Genomic DNA, 26,177 nt, shown 5'->3' on the forward strand with positions numbered 1-26,177 from the left:
CCGATGGAGCATGTGGCCAGCGTGCACCGGATCAGACTCCTCGGTGAGCTGGAGGTCTTCGCCGCCGACGGCACCGCCGTCGAACTGCCGGCGGATCGGGTCATGCAACGACTCCTCGTCGCCCTCGCGATGCGCGCCGGCCAGCCACGCCGGATCGACGACCTGATCGCGGTCGTCTGGCCCGGCTCCGACTCGTTCAACCGCGGCGCGAAGAGCCTGGAGAGCCCGGTCAGTCGGCTCCGTGGCAAGCTCGGGATGCCCATCCCACCGCGCCGGGGACAGGCCTTCTACCGGCTGGACCTGATCCGGCGGGACGTGGACGCGCTCGACTTCATCGACGCCGTACAGGCCGACGAGCTGCCCGTACCCGAGCTGCTCCGGCTCGTCTCGCTCTGGCGCGGCGACCCGAGGGTGGTCTTCGGCTCGCTTCCGGACAGTGAGTGGAGCGCCCTGCAACGCGCGGTGGGCCGGCTCGCCGAGCACCTCGGGCGGCTCTCCGTCGAGGACGCCCGGGTGCTCCGGCCCGCGCTCGGCGTCTTCGGCGAGGTGTTTCCCGAGGTCGCGGAGGCGATCCGGCTCTCGGCCCCGGTGCCGGCACAGCGTCAGCGCCGACTGCTCATCGTGGAGAACGAACCCCTGGTGGCGAAGATGCTCGCCTCCATCCTCTACGACTACCAGACCGTCATCGCGATGAACCTGGAAGAGGCGATGCGGGTGGTCACCGAACAGCTCGCCGACGTCGACGGCGCCCTGATCGACCTGCACCTGACCGAGCGCCTCGACTCGGCCGGGCTGGAGGTGCTGGCGTACATCCGCGACCGGCGGCCCGAGTTGCCCCGGCTGCTCATCACGGCCAGTCCGCCGCCCGGGTCCCAGGAGCAGATGCGCCGCACGTACGGGATCGTCGACATCCTGGTCAAGGGCGCGGACGGCTACAGCGCGAGCGGCGTACGGGACGCCGTCGGAGTGATGTTCAACGAGTCCGAGGAGGCGGTCCGGCGGCGGTCCGTCGCCGAGTTCGAGTCGCACGCCGTGCAGATCCAGCGCCAGTTGCGGCAGCAGATCGTCACCGCCCGCCGGGGGATCCGCGCGGGCGAGCGCACCTCGTACGGTGATCTCGAACGGGCGACCGACCGGATGGCGCGGTTCGAGGAGGAGAGCGACGAGCTGCGGGGCCGACTCGTCGCCGCCTCGACCGACGGGCTGGACGAGGTGATCGTCGGGTTCGTCGCGCGATGGCCACTGGCGCAGCGCAGGGCGGAGAGCGCCGGATGAACGCCGCCGACCTGCTCCGGTCCCCGTGCGGCTCGACGGCACTGGTCGACGAGGCGGCGGCACTGGTCGACGACGAGACAGCGCTGGTGGACGGGACAGCGCTGGCTGGGGACGGGACGCTGGTTGGCGACGCGGCGCTGGTTGGCGGGGCGGCGCTGGCTGGGGGCCCGGCGCTGGCTGGCGGGGCGGCGGCCTGGCGTCAGCGGCAGGAGCGCTACTGGGACGGCATCTCGGACCACTACAACGGGCTCTACGCCGGGCGGTGGAGCCGGCTGGAGGACGCCTGGGTGGAGCGGCGGCTGGGCTTCCTCCGGCGGCTGGCCGAGCCGACGGTGCTGGACCTCGGCTGTGGCACCGGCCTGGGGCTGCGGATGGTCCGCCGGCTGAACCCGGCCGCCCGGTACGTCGGCGTCGACGTCTCGGCCCAGATGGTGCACGGGGTCGGCGACCCGCTGGCCACCCTGCACCTCGGCACGATGGACGACCTCTCGTTCCTGCCGGACGGCAGCGTGGACGTGGCCCTCGGGCTCTTCTCGTCGGTGTCGTACGGCTACGACACCGGGCGGGTCTTCGCCGAGGTGGCCCGGACGCTGCGCCCGGGCGGGTGGGCGTACCTGTCCGTGCTGAGTGACCGGGCGTTGAGCCGGGTCCGGGGCGGCGCACCGCTCGGGATGTACCGCACCCGGGGCGACCGCCGCCCGCAGGTGGCGGTGCCGGTGCGCCGGCTCGACGTCGCCCGGGTACGCGAACTCGCCCGCCGGTCCCGGCTCACCGTCGTCCGGTCCGCCGGCATGAACGTGCTCTCCGGTCTCTTCGAGCAGCCCGCGTTCTGGCATCTCGGGCGGCTCGCCGCGCGGCTTGCGCCGGATCGGGCGCACACCATCGAAACGTTGTTGAGGAAGGATCCAGATGTCGACCGCGTCACCCCGTACGGAGCACCGGCCCACGTCCGCCGGTCGCCCGCACGTCTCCGCTGAGCGCCTGCACACCGGCTTCCCGATCGTCCGGCTCGACTACCGGGGTCGGCTGCCCGCCGGCTGGCAGCGGCAGGTCGTCGACTGTGCGGAGACCTATCGGGAGTGGAGCCTGCTCGGCGGCGAGTCGGTCACCTCGCGGCAGCGGCAGCTCGGCAGCGCCGCGTCCTGCCCGGTCGGCGTGGTCACCGGCAAGGTGGTCGGCGCCGAGTTGTCCTGGCTGGACGCGCTCTATCGGGAGGAGCTGCTCGACCTGGCCAACGGGCTCGGGCTGGGCACGTTCGAGCCCTCCGCCGACGAGCGGTCCGCGATCAACGTCAACGTCCTGCCGCCGGGCAGCGAGTACGAGTGGCACGTGGACAGCAACCCGGTCACCGCGCTGCTGTTCGGCACGGACCAGCCGGCCGGGACCGGGGGCGAACTCGTCTTCCGGCCCGATCCGGTGACCCGGCCGACCGAGGACTGGGAGTTGGCCGTCGTACCCCGGGCCGGCGACCTGCTGCTCTTCGACGGCCGCGAGGCGGCGCACTCGGTACGACCGGTGCGGGGCGCGACGGAGCGCCTCACCGTACCGATGAACTTCTACTTCGCGGGTGCGGGCGTCACCCGCCCGGACGACCTCGACCGGTATCTGTACGGGGAGTGACCCGCACGGCGGCAGCGGCGGTGGACGGAGGCGAGCCAGGGATGAACAGCTCCAGGGGCGCGTCGGCCCGGGGGAGGGCGCCGGCCGGCGTCGCCACCGAGCCGTTGGGCGACGCCGAGGTCAGTCTGCTGCTGGAGGTGCTACAGCAGGCCAAGCTCGCCGTCTGGGCGGCGGACAACTCCGACGCGGACTTCGCGATCCGGCTCTGGACCCAGGGCGCGCAGCGGATCTACGGGTTCCGTAACACCGAGGCGATCGGGCGGAACTATCTGAGCCTCTTCGTCAACCCGCAGGAGCGGGCGAAGGCGATCGAGGACCACCAGCGCACCATTGAGACCGGCAAGGAGTTCGGCTGGAACTTCGCCGCCGACGACGTCACCAAGGACGGTACGGTCCGGACCATCCTCGGCAACTCGTTCCGGGTCTGGGATCCGCACCGTGAGCGCTACATCGTGGCCGAGGTCGGCATCGACATCTCCGACTTCGATGATCTGAGCCGCCAGGTCGAGCAGATGCGGCAGATGACGGTGTTGCAGGGCGACACGCGGCACCAGATGAAGATCCTCCGTGGCCTGAACGCGCTCAACGAGGCGATCGCGACCCTGAACCGCCCGGACGACGGCGGGCTGGAACGGGTCGTACGCTCCATGCGGGAGGGCGTGCACGCGATGCTCTCCGGCGAGCCGCTCTGCCGGGTGTGGTTGTTCGACGACGCCGAGACGCCCCGGCTGGCGCCGGGCTCCGACGAGCTGCCCGGCACCCCGGCGTTTCCGGAGACCAACCTGATCCTGACCCGGGACAGCATGAGTACTCCGCTGACCATCGTGGCCGACGGTGAGCGGCTGGTCGACGACGGCGGCGACGGCTTCCGGTCGGCGATTGTCGCACCGCTGCGGTTCGGCACCGACCTGCGCGGCGCCCTGATCATGTTCTTCCGGGCCGAGTCGCCGATGCCGGAGCCCGACCAGGAGCTGATCCCGCACTTCAGCAGCTACGCCGCGGTCGCGCTGGTGATGGCCAGCCTGGCCCGGGAGCAGCAGCGGCGCCGGCACGAGGAGACCGAGCGGATCCGGCACGCCATCATCCAGTCCGTGCTGCACACCGTCGGCAACGAGGCCGGACTCGCCAAGCTGGCCGTCGACTCGCTCAACGACGAACTGGTCGGCGTCGAGGGGATCACCGGCAAGGCGCGGCGCCGCCTGGAGCAGATCCAGGCTTCGGCGGACCGGCTCGGCCAGGTGATGGGGGAACTCATCAGGTTGAACGTCAACATCGACGAGCCGGCCATGCTGAACCTGTGCGAGTCGGTCCGGATCGTCACCCGGATCGTGGAGCGGGACTACTACGACAAGATCGTCCTTGAGCACCGGATCGATCCGTCGGTGTCGGTGGAGGCCAGCGAATACCTGCTCCGGGAGGCGCTCGGCAACCTCGTCCGGAACGCGGTGCAGGCGATGATCGAGGCGGACGGCGGTGGCGACCTGCGGATCTCCGCGTACCCGATCGTGCGGGAGTGGGACGGGAAGCCCCGACACATCGTGTGCCTGGACGTCGAGGACTCCGGCCCGGGCGTGCAGCCGGAGTTCCGCCAGCGGGTGTGGGAGTTCGGCTTCACCACCCGGGGCGAGGGTCACGGGCACGGCCTCTTCCACACCCGTGGCCTGGTCGGCATGTTCGGCGGCGCCGTCGAGCTGCTGGAGGGCGCCTCCGAGCTGGGCGGCGCGCACTTCCGGATGCTGCTGCCGGCGGGCCGGGTGGCGGACTGAACGTCAGCCGCTCTCGTCCGGCGGTGGTGGCAGCTCGGGCTGCTGCCCCACCTCGTCCGCCGCGCTCCCGCCGCCGAGCACGACGAGGATGATCCAGAGGACCCGGTGGTCCGGCTGCGGCCGGCCGGTCCGCGCCGCCAGCTCGGCCAGCTCCAGCCAACGCCGCAGGAACCGCTGGACCGTGTACTGGCGCCACCAGATCAGGCCGAGCTGGATGGTGCTGACGACTGCCGCCGCCAGGAAGGCGGCGACCTCCAGAGAACCGAGTTCCACGAGTACCTCCTCGACCAGGAGCTCCATGAAACCGATGGTGGGCTCGTGTTCTTGGTGGGCACTTGCAGGCGGCTCTGCCTAACGCTGGCACCTTGCCCTCGCACCGTGACGGGTCCGGTGTGGAACGGACGCGGGGACCGGTGGCCTCAGTGTCCGGTGGCTTCAGTGTGCGGTGGCTCGGTGTCTGTCCGCTCGGTGTCCGGCGGCTCGGCGTCCGGCCGATCAGTGGTCGGTGGGCTCAGTGGCCGGTGGTCTCAGTGGCCGGTCGTGTCCGAGTCGGTGGCCGCCGCCTCGCCCCGGTCGAGCGCGGAGAGCGCGGCGACATCCTCCGGGGCGAGCGTGAAGTCGAAGACGTCGATGTTGCTCTTCATCCGCCCCGGCGAGGAGGTCTTCGGGATCGGGACGAGCCCCAGTTCGAGGTGCCACCGCAGCACGACCTGCGCGGGCGTCCGGGCGTACCGGTCGGCGATCCCGGTCACCACCGGGTGGGCGAGGAGTTCGCCGCCGTGCCCGATCGGCCCCCAGGACTGGGTGACGATGCCGTGCTCCCGGTGGTACGCCCGGGCGGCGTCCCGGGTCAGCGTCGGGTCCAACTGGATCTGGTTGACGTCCGGGGTCACCTCGGTCGCGGCGCGGATCCGGTCGATGTGCGCCGGCTTGAAGTTGGACAGCCCGATGGCTCGTACCCGGCCCTCCCGGAGCAAGTCGGTGAGGCCGAGGAAGGCGTCGACGTACCGGTCCTGCCAGGGCATCGGCCAGTGGATCAGATAGAGGTCGAGGTAGTCGACGCCGAGCTTGCCGATGCTGTCCCGGAACGCCTCCCGCACCCTGTCCCGACCGTGCCACTCGCCGTTCAGCTTGCTGGTGACGAAGAGTTCCTCCCGGGGTACCCCGGAGACGCGCAGGCCACGGCCGACCCCCACCTCGTTGCCGTACTTGTAGGCGGTGTCGATCAGCCGGTAACCGGCCTCGATCGCCTCGCCGACGGCCCGCTCGGCCTCGGCATCGGTCAGCGGCCAGGTCCCGAAACCGACCTGCGGTATCCGGGCGCCGTTCGCCAGCGCCAGCGTCGGCACGGTCGGCTCTGCGTTCATCTGGTTGATCTCCTGCGATCCAGTCCGCCCCGGCGGTACGGGCCGATGCGGTGCGACGTTCCTCCAGATCAACCTACCCGCGCCGGCGTACCGACCGCCGAGGTGGCGGCGCCGGGGGAGTGAGCGAAGCTGCTCCGGCGCCCCCGGCCGATCCGCTACGCCGGGGACGACGCTGCGGGGGCGGAGGTCGGGTGTCGGCTCCCCGGGCACCCTCGGTGGCGGGTCGCCGGGGGCCGGTGGCGCGGGCAGCGCCCGCTCCGGGCACCGCACCGCCGCGCAGCGCCAGCCGGACCAGGTCGGGGAGGCGGAACCGGGGCATGCCCCGGTCGTCCCGGCCGGCGTACTGGACGAGGTGCCGATCCATCAGCCGGTGGACGAGGTCGTCGACCGCCGCGGGTGGCAGGTCGAGTGCGGCGGCGGCCAGCCAGGTCGAGAAGGCTGGTACGTCCAGCCCGGCCAGCCGGCGGGCCGCGCCGGACAGTTCGGGGGCCAGCCGCCGCAGGTCGGCGTCCAGGACGGCCCGGAGATCCAGGTCGCCGATCCGCAGCTCGGCGAGCCGGTGCTCCGGATCGGCGAGCCGCTCGGCCAGCCGCGCGATCGACCAGTGCGGTCGGGCGGCCAGCCGGGAACCGGCGATCCGCAGTGCCAGCGGCAGTCCGGCGCAGAGTTCGACCAGCCGGCCGACCGCCTCCGGTTCCGCCGCGACCCGACCCGCTCCGGCGAGTACGGCCAGCAGGCGCACCGCGTCCGCCCCGGGCAGTACGTCGAGCCGGGTCTGCCGCGCGCCGGCCAACTCGGCGAGGTCGCGCCGACCGGTGACCAGGACCGCACAGCCGGGGCCGCCGGGCAGCAGGGGCCGGAGCTGAGCCACGTCGGCCGCGTCGTCGAGGACGACCAGGATCCGACGGTCGGCGGTGAGGGTACGGAACAGCCCGGCCCGATCGTCGAGGCCGGCCGGAACCGACCCCGGCGGTACGCCCAGCGCGCCGATCATCCGGACCAGCACGTCGGCCGGTGCCTCGGGCCGGTCCCGGCTGCCGTGCAGGGCGACGAACAACTGCCCGTCGGGAAAGGCGTCCCGGAGCAGGTGTCCCACCCGTACGGCGAGCGCCGTCTTGCCGACCCCGGGCTGCCCGCCGATGCTGCGAACGGGGAGCGGCGCACCGAGCGCCTTCGTCGTCCTCGTCGAAGCCGGGCGCGTCGAGCCCGCCTCCGGGCGCAGCTCGCCGACGATCTCCTCGATCTCCGCCCGCCGCCCGACGAAGTCACCGCCGCTGCGGGGCAGTTGTGCCGGCACTGCAGGCACCGCCGGCACTGCCGGCTCTGCGAGCACCGCCGGCATCGTGGGCTCTGCGGGCACTGCCGGCTCTGCGGGCACCGCCGGCAGGGTCGCCAGGTCCAGCGGGCGGGGGTCGGCGGGGCGAGCACCGTCGCCGTACTCCGGCGCGCCATGGCGCGGGATCGCCGGGCTGGCCGATGCGCCGGGGACGGCGCGCGACCGGCCCGTACCGGTCGGCTCGGCACCGCCGTCGGAGAGGATCTCGCGCTCGATCCGCCGCAGCTCGGCGCCGGGCTCCAGGCCGAGTTCCGCGACGACGAGCTGGCGTCCGACCCGATAGGTCTGCAACGCCTCGGCGGTCCGGCCGACCGTGTGCAACGCGACCATGAGCTGACCGCGCAACCGCTCCCGCAGCGGCTCCTCGGCGACCAGCCCGGCCAGCCTCGGCAGCACCTCACGGTGCCGGCCGAGCCGGAACTCCACCTCCACCAGGCGTTCCGTCGCGTCCCACCGCAGCTCCGCCAGCCGTCGCGCCTCGGAGACGGCGAACGGTGCCGGCACGTCGGCGAGCGCGTCGCCCCGCCACAGCGCCAGCGCGGCGCGGAGCAGTTCCGCAGCCCGGGCCGGACGGTCGTCCCGCTCCCGGTCCGCCTCCCGGAGCAGCGTCTCGAAGCGCCGGGTGTCGAGTTGCCCCGGCTGGATCCGCGCCAGGTAACCCGGGCTGCGGGTCAGCACCAACCGGGGTCCCGTCCGGCGCTCCTGCTCGCCGAGCAGCCGCCGGATCGCGCAGACGACGGTCAGTACCTGCTGCCGGGCGGTGGCCGGCGCCGCGCCGGGCCACACGGACCCGACGAGATCGTCGACCGTGACGACGGTGTTGGCGCGGAGCAGCAGGGCGGCCAGCACGACCCGCTGCCGGACGCCCTGCGGCGTCACCGGCCCGGTGCCACCCTGGATCTCCAGCGGTCCGAGCAGCCGGAACGACAGCGGCGACGCTGCGTCGCCGTCGCCGTCGCCGTCGCCGCTGTCGCTGTCGCCGTCGGTGGCCGGTGGGCGGTTCTCGCCGGCCTGTCCGGGCCGGGTGGCTCCGAGCCGGGCCGGCCGGGCCGGTCCGGTCGAGGAATCGATCATCGGCCCGCCTCCGTCGTCTGCCGGTACGCACAGCCTCCTGGCGCGGCGGGTGGTGGAACAGGTCCGCAACCGGACATTGACCGGTCACTGGGCGTACGGTCGGCAGCGTCCACCTCGGGTGCCGTCGCAGGAGGCGGCCCGGAGTGGCGGTGACGGGCCTTCTTGGCCCCAGGCTGACACCTGATGCTGGCCCCATTCGCTGGCGAGGCGCCCGATCTGTGGCAGTGCTACTTGGCCCCACCCGTGTCGGTTGTTGTCGATGGGCGTGTCGGCCGTAACTGGCCCCAGGCTTGTTGGCAGGTGCTCGCCGAGTGAAGTCGGATCCTGGGCCGGGTGGACGCCGCCACAGCGTTGTGGAGGCGCTTCACTGGACGGCGTGGGTGTTGACGGGGAGCCGAAGGTGTATGGCAACTCCGACGACATGCCGGTCATCCCGATTTGACGTCGTTACTCCGAACTCGCGGTGCCTGTATCTTCGCTATCGGGAGATGTCCGGCGTTGCCGTGAGCGACGCCGCTCCTCGCCAGAAACCTCTAGTCCACTCAAGATTGGTCGATTCAGGCTCAGCTCAACGACTTGAAGATCCCGGGTCTGCCAGTCACGGCGGAGAAGAGACGGCTGTCTCTTCTCCGCCGTAGTGATCAGTGTTGGCCGGCTCAGGGCAATAGTCTCGGTTCCACGTTGAGAGCAGCGTGGATGGCGCTCTGGTTGACGAAGAAGACCCGGGAAAAGCAGGTTCGATAGCTCCCGCTACTTGGATCCTTCCATGCGTACCACGGGTTGCCGCCGTCCTTGGCGCAGTCCGCTGGGTGGCCTCCGCTTGCCGCCTGTACCATGCCGCCTAGGACGACGCGGCCGTTGTTGTATGCGATGGCGGGCGAACCGCTGTCACCCCTGCCGGCCACTGCCGTGACGCCGTCGACGCTGCGCCCGTAGAAGCCCGGTCCGGCTCCGTCCGGACCGACTGCGTCGATTTCTTCCACGCGCACGCTGCAGACCTCTCCGGACAGCGCGCCCTCGGCGCAGAACTCCGACCAGTAGGCCGGCTCGCGGGCCTCGTTGATGTCCCGGCCGCTGGTAGAGTTCCACGGGCCGACGTAGGTGGCGGGGTAGTAGCGCACACCGCTGATCAGCACGGAATCGGTGAGGGCATGTCCCGTACCTGACTGCCCCACGTACAGGCCGTTGCTGTTGCCGCTGCCGCCCGCCGGGCTGCCCCAGGTGAACCAGGCCGCATTCTCGCCGCAATGCTGGGCGGTGACCATGGCACTGGTGTTGTCCGCCCTGCGGACCACCCATCCGGTCGAACAGATGCCGGCCCTCGCGGTGATGACTGATCCGCCATAGAAGTGCGGGGTATCGTCGTACCGCCCGATAAGGGGTACGTGGGCGCCCTCGTTTTCGACTATTTCGGTCGCCCCGAGAGCCCGCAGGGTTTCCTTCTGTACTGTGGTTGCGGTGCCTTCGAGCCGTACTCTCATGCCGGCAAAGTCGGGCGTCCTTCCGGCCGAGACCACAGGGATGCCGGCCTGCCTTGCCTGGGCGACCACCTCTCTCGCCGCAGCGACGAACTGCCTGCGATCCAATGCCACCGGGTGAATGGTCATCGCGGCCTGTGTCTCGGCGTGCCGCGCCGCCAGTTGGTGCAGTGCCGCCGGCGGGTCACCAGCCCAGAAGATCCGCACAGTGCGACCGTCCGGTTCGTACCGGCCACCGGCGAATCCGCTGACCTTGGCGTTGTCCACAAAGTCGTTGACGTCGCGCCAGATGGCGTCTTGCCGCGATTGGTCCCACACGCCCGTCGGTGACGCTCCGGCAGTCGATGCGCCCGCCTGATCCTGAGCCACCACCGGAGAACCAACCGCGAGGCCGGCCATCAGCACCATGATCACCGTTCCGGCCGCTGTGGCCAGCCGTCTTCTCTGTGCCATGTAAGCGTTCCCTCCGCAAGGATTAAGGGCTAAGGGATGCAAGCAACCCTTCCGTCCATGGTGGTTGGCCGCGCTTTCGCCCGGCTTACAACGACCTATCGTCATCCCTGCGCCAGCCGGCAGCAGGTAACCACCGCTCCATCAAAGCGGGGGAACTCACAGCGCGGACCTTTTCGGCCTCTTCGTGGCGGCCTTCCTTGCGACGCATCCCTCGGCGGCCAGTCGGGCCGCAGCCTCGCCGAGGATCGCGGAGCACTGCCGGTCCCTGCCCGAGGCGTTGTCCGAGCTTAGCCACCGCGTCCGGATGCTGGTCCTGCCCGATGCTGTCCATACCGGCTCGCATCCCGCACCGTAACACCCATACCATCAAACGATCACGTGTTGAGCTACGGGCCATTAAGCGCATGATAGGTGCTTGAAAGGTGCTTGAAAGGCGACTCTGGCTAGGCTGCCCGAGTCCGACATTCAGAGATGCAGGAGGACAGTCGATGAGCGGAGAGCAAACCTGGATTCTGGCCTTTGATGGTTCGTGTGCCACCTGCCGAGCCGTCTCCACCATCGTGGCACGCGAATGCGGTGACGTCCTCACCGTCAAATCGCTTGGTGACGGCGATGTCATTCGATGGCGGTCTTCCGCACTCGGCGCCGGCGCACCATCCGCGCCCACGCTCCTCCGCGTCCGCGGGGATCGCGTGGCGGCCTGGACCGGCATTCGCATGGGCGTTCGACTGGCGAAAAGGGTGGGCCCGCGCTCGGCACTACGGATTCTTCGCAACCTCGGCGAGGTAAAGAATCGCGAGGCACAGGCGAGGACTGGGATGGCGCGCAAGGATTTCCTCAAGCTGGCGGCGGGTGCCGGTATCGCGATGAGCATCCTCGGTTTCAACCGGTCACCGGCATTCGGTGACGGCGCACACTCCAGCCCCGCCGAGCAGTGGGTGAACGCCAACCTCGGCAGCTTGCCGACGGACTACGACAAGCTGAGCGCCTTCGACCCGACGTACCGGCGAGCGATCTACCGGGCTCTGCCACCGCCGAGCCGCAAGGAGCTGTGGGTCGAGCATCTGAGCCGGCACCGCGCGGAGATGACGAGCATGTCCGCCGACCAGCGGCGCGTTATCGACCGGGCGATCGCCCTGAGTAATGACGAACAGACATTCGTCACACCGATCAGCGACGAACAACATGCCGTGCTCGAAGAGATCAGGGAAGCGGCCATTGCCGCATTCGGGCTGGAAAGGGCTCGCTCGATATTGGCGCAGCTCGGCACTTCCACTCCCGCAACGTCTCCTGCCTCCGCCGACGGCAGCGCGAGCAACTGCGGCGTTGGTGTCCCCGACTGCAATTGCAGCTGCGTAAGCGACTACTGCGCCGGGCGCTTCTGTCTCTGCTGCGGAGCATGTAACAACTGCGGCACGTACTGCTGCTGCTCCGATTCTGGCTGTGGGTCGTTGTGGCTGTATGCGTGCACCGGCAAATGCCCTTGATCGTCACCACGGGAACCCGCACTGCGAAGGGAAAGAACCGCGAGAGTGACGGCTTTGGGTGACGGCGGGATCGATATGTGCGATCCTCCCACGGCAGTGAGCGTTGGCTCGCCGGCGACAGCCAAGACGGCAGCGCCGGCCGGTGAGAAGACGGCGTTGACCGGCGAGGTCCCGCAGTCTCTGGTGGACCAGTCCCGGCAAGAGGCGGTTCGGTCAGGCTGACCACCCGTGCGGCCCGGTCCGCCGCACACGGTTCCGGTTGCGTGTGGTTGTGGTTGAGTGGTCCGGGTCGTTGCTGGGCGCCCTTGCGGGCCCTCGACCGCTACCACGTCTGCGGTGGCGGTGCCGACGCGCAGGCATGGATCCGCCGCGCCGTATGCCGCTGCTTCCTCGGCGCCGTCAGATCCGCCACCAACATCTGGGCGATGACCGACCGGATCGGATCCAGCTTCGGCGCCTGTGCCACCCGACGCTTGCGCGGCGCCGGCACCGCCGACGCCAGCGCCTGGCGGACCGTCCGTCGATGACCCCGTGCCACACGGCCAACGCCCGGATCGACAGCTCCTCGCGGCGGGCGTCACGGCGGGATCGCCTTGAACAACTCCAGTCTCGGCCTCACCCGCCCCCACCAGACGGTCACGGATCACACACTCCGGAGCCTAGGACGTGATCAAGATGGGGCCAAGTATGACTGACACGACACACCGGACGAAACTGGGTTGGGCCAGATATAGCCGTCGCACCCATCAACACCCATAACTGCGGCCGGGGCCGGCTACAACCGTCACCCCGGGGCCAACCAACTACGTCACAGCCAGCCCCGAGCGGTGCTCAGGCGGGTCCGTCGACCAGGTCGAGCAGGGTACGGGTCAGGGTGTTGCGGGCCAGCGGCACCTTGAAGGCGTTGCCCGGCAGCGGTACGGCCTCGGCGAGTTCCGCCTCGGCAGCCGCCCGGAACCGGTCCTCCCGGGCCGGGCCACCGCGCAGCAACTCCTCGGCCCGGCTGGCCCGCCACGGCTTGGGTGCCACCCCGCCGAGCGCGATCCGGACGTCCCGGACGATCCCGTCCGTCATGTCGACCGCCGCCGCCACCGAGACCAGCGCGAAGGCGTACGAGGCCCGGTCGCGTACCTTGCGGTAGCGGGATCGGGTGGCGAAGGCGAGTGGCGGTACCTCGATCGCGGTGATCAGCTCCCCGTGTGCCAGCACGGTGTCCCGGTGCGGCTCGCCGCCCGGCAGCCGGTGCAACTCGGTGATCGGAATGCGCCGCCCGCCGTCGGGACCCTCGGTGTGCACGGTGGCGTCCAACGCGACCAGTGCGACCGCGAAGTCCGACGGATGGGTCGCGACGCACTCCGGCGAGGCGCCGAGGATCGCGAGTTCCCGGTGGTGCCCGTCGATCGCCGGGCAGCCGGTGCCGGGCTCCCGCTTGTTGCACGGGGTGGTGACGTTCTGGAAGTAGACGCAGCGGGTGCGTTGCAGCAGGTTTCCGCCGGCGGTCGCCAGGTTGCGCAGTTGGCCGGAGGCGCCGGAGAGCAGCGCCTGGGAGAGCACCGGATAGCGGCTCCGGACCAGTGGATGTGCCGCCAGGTCGCTGTTCGGGGTGGCGGCGCCGATCCGGATGCCACCGTCGGGCAACTCCTCGACCTGGTCGGAGGTGAGCCGGCGTACGTCCACCAGCAGGTCCGGGGTGGCCACGTCGAGTTTCATCAGGTCGACCAGGTTGGTTCCGCCGCCGAGGAACGCGCCGTCCGGCGACTCGGCGAGCAGCGCGACGGCACCGGTCACGTCGTCGGCGCGGGCGTACCGGAAGGGCCTCATCGGCGGGCGAGTTCCTCGATCGCCGGCACGATGTTCGCGTACGCGGCACAGCGGCAGAGGTTGCCGCTCATCCGTTCCCGGATCTCGTCGGCGTCCAGCCTCGCCCGGCTCCCGTCGCCGGCCGCGACACCGTCCAGGGTCACCGCGCTCGGCCAGCCCGCCTCGGCCTCGCGGAGCATCGCCACCGCCGAGACGACCTGCCCGGGCGTGCAGTAGCCGCACTGGAAGGCGTCGTACTGGATGAAGCACCGCTGCATCGGATGCAGTTCGCCGTCGGGTGCCAGGCCGGCCGCGGTGACGATCTCGGCCCCGTCGTGTGCCACCGCGAGGGCGAGGCAACTGTTCACCCGCCGCCCCTCCAGCAGGATCGTGCAGGCGCCGCACTGGCCGTGGTCGCAGCCCTTCTTCGGGCTGGTGTTGCCCAGCCGCTCCCGCAGGGCGTCCAGCAGGGTGGTCCGGGTGTCGACGGTGACCCGGTGATCGGTCCCGTCCACTCGGAGGCTGACCTCGGCATCCATCCTTCCGGCCTCCTCGGTGGGATCGAGTCGCGGACGAACACCCCCAAGGTAGCCATAGCAGTGTGTGGAAGGGGCGAAATGGGCAAAGCCCCCGGGAGTCCTGCGTGGGCACGCTGGACCGGTACGCCCGAGGGCTGCCGGTCGAGCGCGTGACGGTCGCCGGGCGGGGGTGGGCGACAATCGACGCCATGCGGTTCGGCATCCTGGGCGCGACCGAGGTGTACGCGGGCGATGGCCGGCGACTCGTCGTCGGTGGCCCGCGCCTGCGCGCCCTGCTGGTGCTGCTGCTCCTCGACGCCGGCCGGGTGGTCTCGGCGGACCGGCTGATCCAGGCTCTCTACGGCGACAACCCGCCGGCCCGGGCCGCGAACGCGTTGCAGTCCCAGGTCTCCCGGCTGCGCCAGGTGCTCTCCGGCGTCGACGGGCCGGAGCCGCTGGTGGAGTTCCATCCGGCGGGCTACCGGATCGCGGTCGACCCGGAGGAGGTCGACCTGCACCGGTTCACCCGGCTGGTGGCCGACGGCCAGCGCGCGTTGGCCGGCGGCGACCGGCGGTACGCGGTCGAGCTGTTGCGGTCGGCATCGCGACTGTGGCGCGGGGAGCCGCTGGCCGACGTCCGGGAGGCGCCGTTCGCCCGGGCCCAGGCGACCCGCCTCGACGAGCTGCGGCTGGCCGCCGTCGAGGAGCGCGTGACGGCGGAACTCGACCTGGCCGGAGCGGGGTCAGGCGGACCCTCGGTGGCCGAGCTGCGCGAGCTGGTGGCGGCGTACCCGCTGCGGGAGCGACTGCGCGGCCTGCTGATGCGTGCCCTGCACGCCGGCGGTCGCCGGGCCGAGGCGCTGGCCACCTTCGAGGAGGCCCGCCGGCTGCTCGCGGAGGAACTCGGCACCGACCCGTCGCCGGAACTGGCCGCGCTGCACGTGGCCGTACTGCGCGACGATCCCGCCCTGCTTCCGCCCACCCCGCACCGCGCCGCCCCGCCCGGCGTGGCGCCCGCGGCTCCGGTCGCGGCCGATCCGGTACCGGCCGACGCGGCCACCCCGCTCGGCGAGCGGCCCTGTCCGGCCGACGCACCGGCCCGCCCGGCCGTCGCGCCGCCCACGTCCGACGTCGAGGTGTCGTCCGGTCCTGTCACGGTCGACGCCGAGGTGTCGTCCGGTTCGGCCGGCGGGCTGCCCGGGCAGCTCAGCAGCTTCGTCGGGCGGGAGGAGGAGCTGGGCCGGGTCGGCAAGCTGCTCGGTGAGGCGCGGTTGGTCACCCTGCACGGCCCCGGTGGCGCCGGCAAGACCCGATTGGCGATCGAGGCGGCCGGCCGGCAGCACGGCGCGGTCTTCCTGGTCGAACTCGCGGCGGTGACCGCGGGCGCGGACGTCGCCTCGGCGGTGCTGGCCGCGCTGAACCTGCGGGACGCCGCGCTGCGTGCCCAGGGCGGCCCCCGGGACGCCGCCGACCGACTGGTCACGGCGCTCGCCGACCGCGACCTCCTGCTCGTACTGGACAACTGCGAACACCTGGTCGCCGACGCCGCCCGGCTCGTCGCCCGGCTGCTCGGTGCCTGTCCGAAGGTTCGGGTCCTGACCACCAGCCGGGAACCGCTCGGGCTCACCGGCGAGGCGCTGTGCCCGGTCTCCGGCCTGACCCTGCCGCCGGCCGAGACGACGGCCGAGGCCGCCCCGGCGTACGCGGCGGTCCGGCTCTTCGTCGAACGGGCCGCGGACGTGTCACCGGGATTCGCCCTCGGCCCCGACAACCTCCCGGCGGTACTGCGGATCTGTCGTACCCTCGACGGCCTGCCGCTCGCGATCGAGCTGGCGGCGGCCCGGCTGCGGGCCCTGCCGGTCGCGGAGGTCGCGGCCCGGCTCGACGACCGGTTCCGGCTGCTGACCCGGGGCAGTCGGGTCGCCCAACCCCGGCACCAGACGCTGCGCGCGGTGGTGCAGTGGAGCTGGGACCTCCTGGACGAGGCCGAACAGCGGCTGGCCCGCCGGTTGACGGTCTTCGCCGGCGGCGCCGACCTGGACGCCGTCGAGCGGGTCTGCGCACCACTCGACGCGGACGTGCTCGACGTGCTCTCCAGTCTGGTCGACAAGTCGCTGGTGGAGGCGGGGGGCGGGCGCTTCCGGATGCTGGAGACGGTGCGCGCGTTCGGCGCCGAACGGTTGGCCGAGGCCGGCGAGGCGGACGAGCTGCGGCGGGCGCATGCGGCGTACTTCCTCGAACTGGCCCGTACCGCCGACCTGCGGCTGCGCGGCGCGGAGCAGTTGGACTGGCTGCGCCGGTTGGACGGCGACCGCGACGACCTGCACGCCGCGTTGCGCCGGGCGATGGCCGCCGGAGACGTCGGGACCGCGCTGAAGCTGGTCGCCGCGCTGTCGTTCTACTGGTGGCTGCGCGGCCTACGCGGTGAGGGGGCGGCGCTGGCCGCCCAACTCGTCGAGCGGGTCGGTGGCACCGCGCCACCCGAGCTGGCCGAGGAGTACGCGCTCTGCCTGCTGCACGCCTCGCTCGGCGGGTACGGCTCGGGCCCGCAGGGTGTCGAGCCGGTCGCCACGATCCTGTGGAGCCTGGGCCGGCCGCCCCGGCAGCCGTTCCTGCTCTACCTCTCCGGGGTCGCCAACGGTCCACCACCGGAGATGGTGGAGACCGTGCTCACCACCCCCGAAGGCTGGGTCGGACTGCTCGGTACCGACCCGTGGAGCCGGGCGCTGGGGGCGCTCGGCCTCGGAATGGTCTGGATGCTCGAAGGCCGGTACGAGGAGGCGCAGGTCAAGCTCGGCGAGGCGTTGGCCGACTTCCGGGCCATCGGAGAGCGCTGGGGCACGATCCTGGTGCTGACGATCCTGACCGAGCTGGCCTACCGGCGTGGCGACCACAGCCACATGGAATTCGTCGACGAGGCGCTGCGGCTGGCCGACGAACTCGGCTCGAGGCTCGACATGGCCGAGTTGTTGCGTACCCGGGGGGACGGCCGGCTCAGCGTCGACGACCTGGTGGGGGCGAACGACGACTACCAGCGGGTGGTGGAACTGGCCCCGCCGGCCGGTGCGCCGGAACTGCTCGCCGCGGCCCACCTCGGGCTGGGCGAGATCGCCCGGCGGCGCGGCGACCTGGCTCGCGCGCGCCGGTTGTGCGAGCAGGCGTTGGCGGAGTGCCCGACCGGCTGGTTCGGGGCGGAGGGGATCCGGCTCGCCGTGCTCGTCGCGCTGGGGCAGATCCTGGCGGCGACCGGTGACCGGGTCGGGGCCCGCGCCCGGTTCCGGCAGGTGCTCGGTGCCACGGTCGGGGTCTGGGAACTGAGTACCCTCACCGTCGCGGTCGACGGCCTGGTCGGACCGGTACTCCGGACCGGTGGCGCCGAACGGGCCGGCGTGCTGCTCGGCGCGATAGCGGTGTTGCAGAACGGTGTCGGCAGCGCCGGGGCGATCGACGCCGCGCCGGTCGCCGCCGCCACCCGGACCCGGCTCGGTGATCCGGCGTACCGGCGCGTGCTGGCCCGAGGTGCGGCCCTGACCCGGGAACAGGCGCTCGCCGCGCTCGACACCGCCTGACCCGCGATCGGTGCGGGAACCGCCCCGGTGCCGCCGTCAGCGATCGGTGCGGGACCGCTCGGTGCCTCGGTCAGCGATCGGTGCGTGGCCGGTCAGCGCGGTCGGCGACCGTCGGGGCATGACAACGCAGACATCAGCGGTCGTGGCCGAGGGACTGCACAAGCGGTACGGCGAGACCCGGGCCCTGGACGGGTTCGACCTCGACGTCCCGGCCGGTACGGTGTGCGGGCTGCTCGGTCCGAACGGCGCCGGCAAGACAACGGCGGTACGGATCCTCTCCACCCTGCTGCGCTTCGACGCCGGCCGGGCCTGGGTCGCCGGGTACGACGTGGTGCGGCAGCCCGACCAGGTCCGTGGGGTGATCGGGCTGACCGGGCAGTACGCGGCGGTCGACGAGGTGCTCAGCGGACGGCAGAACCTGATCCTCTTCGGTCGGTTGCACCATCTGTCGGCCCGGGTCGCCCGGCGTCGCGCGGACGAGTTGCTGGAGCAGTTCGGGCTGACCGGCGCGGCCGGCAGGTCGGCGGCGGAGTACTCCGGCGGGATGCGCCGCCGGCTGGACCTGGCGGCCAGCCTGATCATGACGCCCCGGGTGCTCTTCCTCGACGAGCCGACCACCGGGCTCGACCCGCGCAGCCGCAACCAGCTCTGGTCCGCGGTGCGGAGCCTGGTCGCCGACGGCACCACGGTGCTGCTCACCACCCAGTACCTGGACGAGGCGGACCAGCTCGCCGACCGGATCCTGGTGGTCGACGCCGGGCGGGTGGTCGCGGAGGGCACCTCGGCCGAGTTGAAGGCGCGGATCGGAGCGGACCGGATCGAGGTGGTGGTCCGGCACGCGGCGGAACTCGGCACCGCCGCCGGGATCGTCGAACGTTCCTCCGCCGGGCCGGTGACGCTCGACGCGGAGATCCGGCAGCTCAGCGCCCCGGTCCTGGACCGGGTGGCGGCGCTCGGCGACGTGATGCGGGCGCTGCGGGACGCCGGGATCGCGGTCGAGGACATCGGGTTGCGCCGGCCGACCCTCGACGAGGCGTTCCTACACCTGACCGGGCACCGGTCCGGAGCGGCGCAGCCGACCGAGGCGGGGGTGCCGGCGTGACCGGGCGGGACACGGGCCGGCCGGCCGGGCCGGGCGGGTACGACGACGATCGGAACGAGGTGGCGGCATGACCAGTACGTTGCAGGCGCAGCACCGGGCACCGGAGGTGTCTGCGGCCGGGCGGAGCGCTGGGCGGCCGGCCGGGCCGCTGACCCGGTTCCGCTGGGCGTTGGCCGACGGCCGGGTGATGACCGGCCGGAACATGGCGCACGTGATCCGGTCGCCCGAGGAGATCGTGATCTACTTCACCCTGCCGATCATGTTCGTGCTGGTCTTCGGCTACGTCTTCGGCAGCGGCATGGCGGCCGGCGCGGGAAACTACCGGGAGTACCTCCTGCCGGGTGTCTTCGTGATGACCATGCTGTACGGCCTGGGCGCCACCGCCAGCGGCATCGCGATGGACGTCAGCCGGGGCGTGGTGGACCGGTTCCGGTCCATCCCGATGGCCCGGACCGCGCTGGTCACCGGCCGGACCGGTGCCGACCTGCTCCGCGCGCTGCTGGAGATGACCATCCTGGTGGTCTGCGGGCTGCTGGTCGGCTGGCAGTGGCACAACGGTCTGCTCGACGCGCTCGCCGCGGTGGGGCTGATCCTGCTGCTGCGGCTCGCGCTCACCTGGGTCGGCATCTTCCTCGGCCTGATGGTGCCGAACCCGGACACGGTCGGGGTGATCGTCTTTCCGCTGGCCTTCCCGCTGACCGCGCTCTCCAACGTCTTCGTCGCCCCGGACCTGATGCCGACCTGGCTCGGTGTGATCTCGTCGTGGAACCCGCTGTCCGCGACGGTGGCGGCCAGCCGTGAGCTGTTCGGCAACCCCGGGACCGGCGGGGACTCCTGGGCGGCGCAGCACCCGATGCTGCTGGCGGTCGGCTGGCCGCTGCTGCTGATCGTCGTCTTCGCGCCGCTGGCCGTGCGGCGCTACCAGCGGCTGAGCCGCTGACGGCGGACCACGTACCGCCGCGCGCCGGGGGATAGCGCGCGGCGGTCGCTCGGGGGGATCCGGCCCGTACCCGCACCTCTGGCGGGTACGGGCCGGATCTGTGTCGGGCAGCTCCCGGCCCCGAGGAAGAAGCCGATTTATCGGCGGCTTGACGCGAAATAGGTCCTCCTTTATCGTCGTGGCGACGAAAACAGGGGAGGGGGCGCGTCATGGCCGACGTGACCAGGCGGCTGTTCCTGCGACACCTGCGCGGGGCGCCGACCATGTGGATCCGGCACTCCGTGCGGGGCAACGTGCGGCACGAGGGAATCGGGCAGTCGTTCTGGTACCGGCCGCTGGTCGGCGTACTGAGCGAGGTGCCGGTCGACGACCGGGAGCTTCCGCTGCTGTTCCATGCCCGGACCAGCGACTTTGCCGACGTCACCGTGCAGGCGACGGTGACGTACCGGATCGCCGACCCGGCGCTCGCGGCGAGCCGGCTGGACTTCTCGGTCGACCCGTACAAGGGCGTCGCCCGGGGCCGCCCGCTCGACCAGGTCGCCACGCTCCTCGCCGAGCTGGCCCAGCAGCCGGCGCTCGACCTGCTTGCCCGGGTACCGCTGGCCGAGGCGCTGACCGACATCGCCGCGGTCCGCGAGGCGGTCTCGGCGGCGCTGGGCGACGAGGGCCGGCTGACCGACGTCGGTGTCTCAGTGGTCAGCGCCCGGGTGGTGGCGGTGCGGCCCGAGCCGGAGCTGGAGCGGGCGCTCCAGACGCCGACCCGGGAGACGGTGCAGGTCGAGGCCGACCGGGCCACCTACGCCCGGCGGGCGCAGGCGGTCGAGCAGGAGCGGGCGATCGCCGAGAACGAGTTGCAGAACAAGATCGAGCTGGCCCGCCGGGAGCAGCAACTGGTGGAGCAGCACGGCGCCAACTCCCGGCGCAAGGTCGAGCTGGAGGCCGCGGCGGAGCTGGCGGTGGCCCAGGGCAAGGCCGAGCGGGAGAAGGTGGCGAACGCGGCAGCCGCCGAGCGGGCCCGGATACTCGCCGCCGCCGAGGCGGAGAAGGAGCGCACCCTCGCCGGAGCCAAGGCCGACGGGGTACGCCTGGTCGGGCTCGCCGAGGCCGAGGCGGAGGCGGCCCGGCTGGCGGCGTACCGGGATCTGCCGCCGGAGGTGCTGCACGCGCTCGCGCTCCGCGAGGTGGCCGGTCAGCTTCCCGAGATCGGCCAGCTCACGGTCACCCCCGACGTGCTGACGGGCCTGCTGGGCCGGCTGTCCCGGTGAGTGCCACCCTGGCGCCGAGGGTCGTGGTGGTGAGCCGGCGCAGCGAGCTGGACGAGCTGCTGGCCCACCACGGCACCCGGGCCGCCGCCGGTTACTACCTGCGGCAGCGGGGGCGCGACCTGGCCGAGGTGGTGACCCGGCACGAGACGCTCCAGACCGCGCTGACCGCCGTCGGGGCGGCCATCCCGGCGGACTGGCGGCGGGGCCAGGCGGACCGGGACGACCTGGCCCGGTTCCCGTTCGCCCGGGAGGACATCGTGGTGGCGGTCGGCCAGGACGGGCTGGTCGCCAACGTCGCCAAGTATCTCGACGGGCAGCCGGTGATCGGGGTGGACCCGGAGCCGGGACAGAACGCCGGAGTACTCGTCCGGTTCGGGCCCGTCGCGGTCGCCCGGCTCCTGCCCACGGTGGTCGCCGGGCGTGCTCCGATCCGGGAGCGGACCATGGTCCGGGCCGCGCTCGACGACGGCCAGGAGCTGATCGGGCTCAACGAGGTCTACGCGGGGCACCCCGGCCACCAGTCGGCGCGATACCTGCTCTCCACCGCCGACGGCCAGCGGGAACGCCAGTCCTCCTCCGGGCTGGTCGTCGGCACCGGGACCGGTGCCACCGGCTGGTGCGCCTCGATCGCCCGGGAACGCGCCGCCGCGCCGCCGCTGCCGGCGCCGGACGAACCGGCACTGTGCTGGTTCGTCCGGGAGGCGTGGCCGTCCCCGGCGACCGGCGCGTCGCTGACCGCCGGGCGGCTCGGCCCGGACGAGACGCTGGAGATCGTCGCCGAGCGGGAGCGGCTGGTGGTCTTCGCCGACGGGCTGGAGACCGACCACCTGACGATGGCCTGGGGGCAGCGGCTGACCGTCGGCCCGGCCGCCCGGCGGCTGCGCCTGGTCGAGCCGGCGTCCGCGCCGACCGACCACTCGCGGCACCCGTCGCGGCGCCGCCGTCGGCGCTAGATGTAGCGACCATGAGCGTTGTTGACGGCGTGTCGGCTAGAGCCAGCCAGGCCGTTGGCGTCAGAAGGTCGCCTTCGGGACGCCCTGGCCGGGGCTGACCCGGGCCGGCCCGGCGGCCGAGGGGCGTACGTCGACGTCGAAGATCGCGGTCGGCAGGTAGACCGTCGCGCACGAGTTCGGGATGTCCACCACCCCGGAGAAGCGACCCTCGATCGGGGCGGCGCCGAGGATCAGGTACGCCTGCTCCGAGCTGTAGCCGAACCGGGTCAGGTAGGAGATCGCGTGCAGGCAGGCGCGCTGGTACGCGAGCTGCGAGTCGAGGTAGCGCTGCTCCCCGTCGGTACTGACCGAGATGCCGGAGAAGGCCAGCCACTGGCTGTACAGCGGAGCCACGATCCCGGGCAGGAAGATCGCGTTCTCGGACACCCCGTACGTGCTCATCCCGCCCTTGATCACGTCCACGTGCAGGTCGAGGAAGCCGCCCATCTCGATCCCACCGCAGAAGGTGATCTCACCGTCGCCCTGGGAGAAGTGCAGGTCTCCCATGGACAGGTTGGCGCCGGGGACGTACACCGGATAGAAGACCCTGGTCCCCTTGGTCATGTTCTTGATGTCCTGGTTGCCGCCGTTCTCCCGGGGCGGCGCGGTCCGGGCCGCCTCCGCCGCGACCCGGTCGAAGTCGGCGCCGGTCAGCGAGCCGAGGATCGCCCCGTCCGGCAGCGGCGGCAGCGACAACGGCGGTACCCGGTCCGGGTCGGTGGCCCGCAGCGCGCCCTCCCGCTCGTTCCACTTCGCCAGCAGTGCCGCCGACGGGGCGGTACCCATCAGCCCGGGGTGGATCATCCCGGTGAAGGTCACCCCGGGAACGTGCCGGGACGTCGCCTGCTGCCCGCTGAAGTCCCAGATCGCCTTGTACGCGTCCGGGAAGTAGTCGGTCAGGAAACCGCCACCGTTCTGCGTCGGGAAGATGCCGGTGTAGCCCCAGCCCTGTCCGGCGAGCGGGCCCGAGTCCTCCTGCGGGATCGGGCCCACGTCGAGGATGTCGACCACCAGCAGGTCGCCGGGCTCCGCGCCGCTGACCGAGAACGGGCCGCTGAGCGCGTGCACGATCGGCAGCGGCGCGTCCCGGACGTCCTCGGCCGAGTCGTCGTTGTGGATCGCGCCGTCGAACCACTCCCGGCAGTGCACCCGGAACGACTGGCCGGGCCGGACGGTGACGACCGGCGGGATCTCCGGATGCCACCGGTTGTGGCCCATCAACGCCTGCTCGGTGAACTTCTTCGTCGAGTCCAGCGGAAACAACAGCTCGGGCATCGCGGCTTCCCTTTCACCCGTCAGGGTCGTGGCAGACGGGCGTGCCCGGGATGGACCGGCCGGGTCGCCCTGCCAGGTCGGCCGGGGATCCGGGACACCACCTCCGGTGCTTCGGCGCTGCGGCCGGCCCGGTCGAGGGCCGCGACCAGTGGCCGCGGCATGGCGCGCAGCGACGGCGTCGAGAAGACCCGGGCGGCCTCCGCCGCGCAGGTCGCGCAGCGGTGCCGCGCGGGGGCCTGCCCGATCGGAAACCGGGCCGAGAAGATCCCGTCCCGGGGACACCGGTACTCGTACGTCGCCACGGCTTCAGGATCGGACCCGGTGCGGGGACTTCGCAGGCTAATGCCGCAAATGCCGACCTTTCGGTGCCGTCGTACGGTGGTGTCCGCCCCAGTCTCAAGGGGTGTGGCTGGGACGGTGGGGGATCAGTCGACGACCGTGACGTCCTTCCAGAAGGCGACCCGGTCCCGGACCATCTCGGCGTCCGGCTTCGGCTCGGGGTAATACCAGACGGCGTCGGCGCTGCGCTGCCCCTCGTGCTCCAGCGTGTAGTACGACGCGGTGCCCTTCCAGGGGCAGAAGGTGTGCGTCTCCGAATCCCGCACCAGGTCGTCGCGCAGGGACGTACGCGGAAAGTAGTGGTTGCCCTCGACCACGACGGTGTCGGCGCTCTCGGCGATGACCAGGTCGTTCCAGATGGCTTTCGGCATCCCCCCACACTATGTCGGCGGCCCGGTCGTGCCAGTGCCGAACGGGGGCGGGCCGGCGCGGCCGGTGCCGGAGGTCGTGGGCGGGTGGTCCGCGAGGGTGGCCCGGAACTCGCTCCCGGGAGGCTGCCGGAACTCGCTCCTGCGAGGGAGGTGCCGGCGGACCCGGCTGGCGATACTGGGGCGATGCGCGCGTGGTGGGACCGGCTGGTCGAGTGGGGGCGGTCCAGGCCGCCGCTGGTCGTGGACGCGCTGGTGGCGATCGCCTGCTATCTGATCATCATCATCAACGCGTTCTCGCATCAGCGCACCGAGTGGTGGGTGTTCCTGCTCGCCGGGCTGAACGTGACCCCGCTGGTCTGGCGCCGGCGCTATCCGTTCTGGGTCACCACCGTGACCGGGATCGGCACCACCTGGCTGGCCCTGGCGGGTGCGCTCGGCAACGTACCGACCGCACAGTTGGTCGCCACCTACACGTTCGCCGCGCTCTGCCCGCCGGTGCAGCGGATCGTCCTGGTGGTCGGCACGCTCGTCGGGGTGGCCGTCTCGGTGGTACCGAAGGACGAGGTGCTGTCGTTCGGCCCGACCGCGATCGCGTTCCTGGTCGCGTACGCGATGGGCACCAGTGCCCGGGCCCGCCGGGACCGGATCGCGATGCTGGAGGAGCGGGCCCACCGGCTGACCGAGGAGCAGGACGCCGCCGCCGCCCGGGAGCGGGAGCGGCTCGCCCGGGAGGTGCACGACATCCTGGCCCACTCGATGAGCCTGGTGGTGGTGCAGGCCGAGGCCGGGCCGGTGGTGGTCCGGTCCGACCCGGACAAGGCCGAGGAGGTCTTCGACACCATCTCCAGCACCGCCCGGGAGGCGCTGGTGCAGCTTCGCCGGGCGCTCGGGGTACTCCGCTCGGATGGGCCGGCCCGGGCGCCGCTGCCGGACCTGGACGCGGTACGGCCGCTGGTGGAGAGCGCCCGGCGGGCCGGTCTGGTCGCCACCCTGGAGGAGCACGGGCAGCGCCGCCCGGTGCCGGCGGACCTGGGGGTGACGGCGTACCGGATCGTGCAGGAGTCGCTGACCAACACGCTGCGGCACGCGCGGGCCGGTGCGGTCCGGGTCCGGATGGACTGGGCCGACGCCGCGCTCCGGCTGGAGGTGAGCGACGACGGGCGCGGGCCGTCCGGCGACGGCCGGCCGGGCGGGCTCGGGCTGGTCGGCATGCGGGAGCGGGTCTCGGCGGCCGGCGGCACCCTCAGCACCGGCCCGGGGCCGGACGGCACGGGGTTCCGCGTAGCGGCGACGCTGCCACTACGGTAGGAACGCACCGCCGACGGCCGGTCAGCGCGCGGGGGGAAAAGGCAGATGTCCGAGCGATCCACACTGCGGGTGCTCATCGCCGACGACCAGGCGCTGGTGCGGGACGGCTTCGGCATGATCCTGACCGCGCAGCCGGACATCACGGTGGTCGGCGAGGCCGCCGACGGCGCCGAGGCGCTGCGCCGGACCCGCGAGCTGAGCCCGGACGTGGTGCTGATGGACGTCCGGATGCCCCACATGGACGGTATAGCGGCGACCGCCCGGATCTGCGCCGAGACGTCGGCCCGGGTGCTCGTGCTGACCACCTTCGACCTCGACGAGTACGTCTACGACGCGCTGCGGGCCGGTGCCAGCGGCTTCCTGCTCAAGGACATGCGCCGGGAGGAACTGGTCAACGCCGTCCGGGTGGTGGCCGGCGGGGAGGCCCTGCTGGCGCCGACGGTCACCCGGCGGCTGATCGCCGACGTGGTCTCCCGGGACCGTCCCGCCCGACGCGATCCCGCGCCGCACCGGCTGGCGGTGCTCACCACCCGGGAGACGGAGACGCTGCGCCAGGTCGCCCGGGGGCTCTCCAACGCCGAGATCGCCGCCGCGCTCTTCGTCAGCGAGCACACCGTGAAGACGCACGTCAGCAACCTGCTGGCCAAGCTCGGACTGCGGGACCGGGTGCAGGCGGTGGTGCTGGCGTACGAGTCGGGGTTGGTGCTGCCCGGCGATCTCGGCGTACCGGGTGAGGGCGGTCCGGCGGGGGCTCGCTCCCCGGAGTGAGCCGTCCGGGGGCGACCCCACCCGCGCGACGGATCGCAGATCCGCTCCGTACGGCGATCCGGTCGGCCCCCCTC

The 26,177-nt window shown here is 72.2% G+C and carries 22 protein-coding genes; 13 read left to right on the forward strand and 9 right to left on the reverse strand.

All coding sequences use genetic code 11. The annotated features are described in order from the left end of the window. Positions 1-3 precede the first annotated feature (3 nt). From Pma05_RS06310 to Pma05_RS06325, 4 genes are read left to right on the forward strand one after another with little or no spacing between them, the layout of a single operon-like run. Positions 4-1,275 carry a response regulator gene (locus tag Pma05_RS06310; RefSeq protein WP_203856337.1) on the forward strand — a complete coding sequence of 424 codons (1,272 nt, stop codon included), beginning with the start codon at positions 4-6 and terminating at the stop codon, positions 1,273-1,275. Next, on the forward strand, positions 1,272-2,252 hold the full coding sequence (locus tag Pma05_RS06315; RefSeq protein WP_203856338.1) for a class I SAM-dependent DNA methyltransferase: 981 nt from the start codon (positions 1,272-1,274) through the stop codon (positions 2,250-2,252). Before Pma05_RS06310 ends, Pma05_RS06315 begins: the two co-directional genes overlap by 4 nt. Beyond that, positions 2,185-2,895: a 2OG-Fe(II) oxygenase gene (locus Pma05_RS06320; protein WP_203856339.1), complete on the forward strand. Its 711-nt coding sequence runs from the start codon at positions 2,185-2,187 to the stop codon at positions 2,893-2,895. The genes Pma05_RS06315 and Pma05_RS06320 overlap by 68 nt, the downstream gene beginning before the upstream one ends. A 41-nt stretch (positions 2,896-2,936) precedes the next feature. After that, entirely contained in the window at positions 2,937-4,661 is a 1,725-nt protein-coding gene (locus Pma05_RS06325) for a sensor histidine kinase (RefSeq protein ID WP_203856340.1), read from the forward strand. A gap of 3 nt (positions 4,662-4,664) precedes the next feature. On the opposite strand, the gene Pma05_RS06330 is transcribed toward Pma05_RS06325, so the two are convergent. From Pma05_RS06330 to Pma05_RS06345, 4 genes are all read right to left on the reverse strand, one after another. Beyond that, positions 4,665-4,961, reverse strand: a complete 297-nt coding sequence (locus tag Pma05_RS06330) for a hypothetical protein (RefSeq protein WP_203856341.1) — start codon at positions 4,959-4,961, stop codon at positions 4,665-4,667. Between the two features lie 227 nt (positions 4,962-5,188). Next, positions 5,189-6,028: an aldo/keto reductase gene (locus Pma05_RS06335; protein ID WP_203856342.1), complete on the reverse strand. Its 840-nt coding sequence runs from the start codon at positions 6,026-6,028 to the stop codon at positions 5,189-5,191. Positions 6,029-6,101: 73 nt separating this feature from the next. Then, complete coding sequence (locus tag Pma05_RS43405; RefSeq protein WP_203856343.1) at positions 6,102-8,438, reverse strand: AfsR/SARP family transcriptional regulator; 2,337 nt, start codon at positions 8,436-8,438, stop codon at positions 6,102-6,104. A gap of 656 nt (positions 8,439-9,094) precedes the next feature. After that, positions 9,095-10,369: a chymotrypsin family serine protease gene (locus Pma05_RS06345; RefSeq protein WP_203856344.1), complete on the reverse strand. Its 1,275-nt coding sequence runs from the start codon at positions 10,367-10,369 to the stop codon at positions 9,095-9,097. 488 nt (positions 10,370-10,857) lie between these two features. Here Pma05_RS06345 and Pma05_RS06350 point away from each other — a divergent pair, with 488 nt between their 5' ends. Both Pma05_RS06350 and Pma05_RS06355 read left to right on the forward strand, forming a co-directional pair. After that, on the forward strand, positions 10,858-11,856 hold the full coding sequence (locus Pma05_RS06350; RefSeq protein ID WP_203856345.1) for a bacteriocin fulvocin C-related protein: 999 nt from the start codon (positions 10,858-10,860) through the stop codon (positions 11,854-11,856). A 305-nt stretch (positions 11,857-12,161) separates the two neighbouring features. Next, entirely contained in the window at positions 12,162-12,383 is a 222-nt protein-coding gene (locus Pma05_RS06355; protein WP_203856346.1) for a hypothetical protein, read from the forward strand. Positions 12,384-12,687: 304 nt separating this feature from the next. On the opposite strand, the gene Pma05_RS06360 is transcribed toward Pma05_RS06355, so the two are convergent. Beyond that, positions 12,688-13,677 carry an FAD binding domain-containing protein gene (locus Pma05_RS06360; protein ID WP_203856347.1) on the reverse strand — a complete coding sequence of 330 codons (990 nt, stop codon included), beginning with the start codon at positions 13,675-13,677 and terminating at the stop codon, positions 12,688-12,690. Next, positions 13,674-14,195, reverse strand: coding sequence for a 2Fe-2S iron-sulfur cluster-binding protein (locus Pma05_RS06365; protein ID WP_203856348.1), 522 nt, complete (start codon positions 14,193-14,195; stop codon positions 13,674-13,676). Before Pma05_RS06365 ends, Pma05_RS06360 begins: the two co-directional genes overlap by 4 nt. A gap of 104 nt (positions 14,196-14,299) precedes the next feature. On the opposite strand from Pma05_RS06365, the gene Pma05_RS42355 reads away from it, so the two are divergent. The 5 genes from Pma05_RS42355 (at position 14,300) to Pma05_RS06390 (ending at position 22,003) form a co-directional block, all read left to right on the forward strand. Further along, a complete protein-coding gene (locus tag Pma05_RS42355) occupies positions 14,300-17,743 on the forward strand; it encodes an AfsR/SARP family transcriptional regulator (protein ID WP_239311778.1) in 3,444 nt (1,147 codons plus the stop codon). 118 nt (positions 17,744-17,861) lie between these two features. Then, a complete protein-coding gene (locus tag Pma05_RS06375) occupies positions 17,862-18,845 on the forward strand; it encodes an ATP-binding cassette domain-containing protein (RefSeq protein WP_203856349.1) in 984 nt (327 codons plus the stop codon). A 187-nt stretch (positions 18,846-19,032) separates the two neighbouring features. Continuing rightward, on the forward strand, positions 19,033-19,785 hold the full coding sequence (locus Pma05_RS06380; protein ID WP_203856531.1) for an ABC transporter permease: 753 nt from the start codon (positions 19,033-19,035) through the stop codon (positions 19,783-19,785). A 209-nt stretch (positions 19,786-19,994) separates the two neighbouring features. Then, positions 19,995-21,050: an SPFH domain-containing protein gene (locus Pma05_RS06385; protein ID WP_203856350.1), complete on the forward strand. Its 1,056-nt coding sequence runs from the start codon at positions 19,995-19,997 to the stop codon at positions 21,048-21,050. Beyond that, positions 21,047-22,003, forward strand: a complete 957-nt coding sequence (locus tag Pma05_RS06390) for a diacylglycerol kinase catalytic domain-containing protein (RefSeq protein WP_203856351.1) — start codon at positions 21,047-21,049, stop codon at positions 22,001-22,003. The genes Pma05_RS06385 and Pma05_RS06390 overlap by 4 nt, the downstream gene beginning before the upstream one ends. A 60-nt stretch (positions 22,004-22,063) precedes the next feature. Here Pma05_RS06390 and fmdA read toward each other — a convergent pair whose 3' ends face one another. From fmdA to Pma05_RS06405, 3 genes are all read right to left on the reverse strand, one after another. Next, positions 22,064-23,317: a formamidase gene (gene fmdA, locus Pma05_RS06395; RefSeq protein WP_203856352.1), complete on the reverse strand. Its 1,254-nt coding sequence runs from the start codon at positions 23,315-23,317 to the stop codon at positions 22,064-22,066. 20 nt (positions 23,318-23,337) lie between these two features. Next, complete coding sequence (locus tag Pma05_RS06400) at positions 23,338-23,619, reverse strand: FmdB family zinc ribbon protein (RefSeq protein WP_203856353.1); 282 nt, start codon at positions 23,617-23,619, stop codon at positions 23,338-23,340. A gap of 123 nt (positions 23,620-23,742) precedes the next feature. Next, positions 23,743-24,027, reverse strand: a complete 285-nt coding sequence (locus tag Pma05_RS06405) for a DUF427 domain-containing protein (protein WP_203856354.1) — start codon at positions 24,025-24,027, stop codon at positions 23,743-23,745. Between the two features lie 183 nt (positions 24,028-24,210). Between Pma05_RS06405 and Pma05_RS06410 the strand changes: the two genes are divergently transcribed. Together Pma05_RS06410 and Pma05_RS06415 are read left to right on the forward strand one after the other, a co-directional pair. Next, positions 24,211-25,335 carry a sensor histidine kinase gene (locus Pma05_RS06410; protein WP_203856355.1) on the forward strand — a complete coding sequence of 375 codons (1,125 nt, stop codon included), beginning with the start codon at positions 24,211-24,213 and terminating at the stop codon, positions 25,333-25,335. A gap of 45 nt (positions 25,336-25,380) precedes the next feature. After that, positions 25,381-26,103 carry a response regulator gene (locus Pma05_RS06415; protein WP_203856356.1) on the forward strand — a complete coding sequence of 241 codons (723 nt, stop codon included), beginning with the start codon at positions 25,381-25,383 and terminating at the stop codon, positions 26,101-26,103. Positions 26,104-26,177: the final 74 nt, after the last annotated feature.

The sequence above is a fragment of the Plantactinospora mayteni genome (assembly GCF_016862935.1).
GTDB lineage: Bacteria > Actinomycetota > Actinomycetes > Mycobacteriales > Micromonosporaceae > Plantactinospora > Plantactinospora mayteni.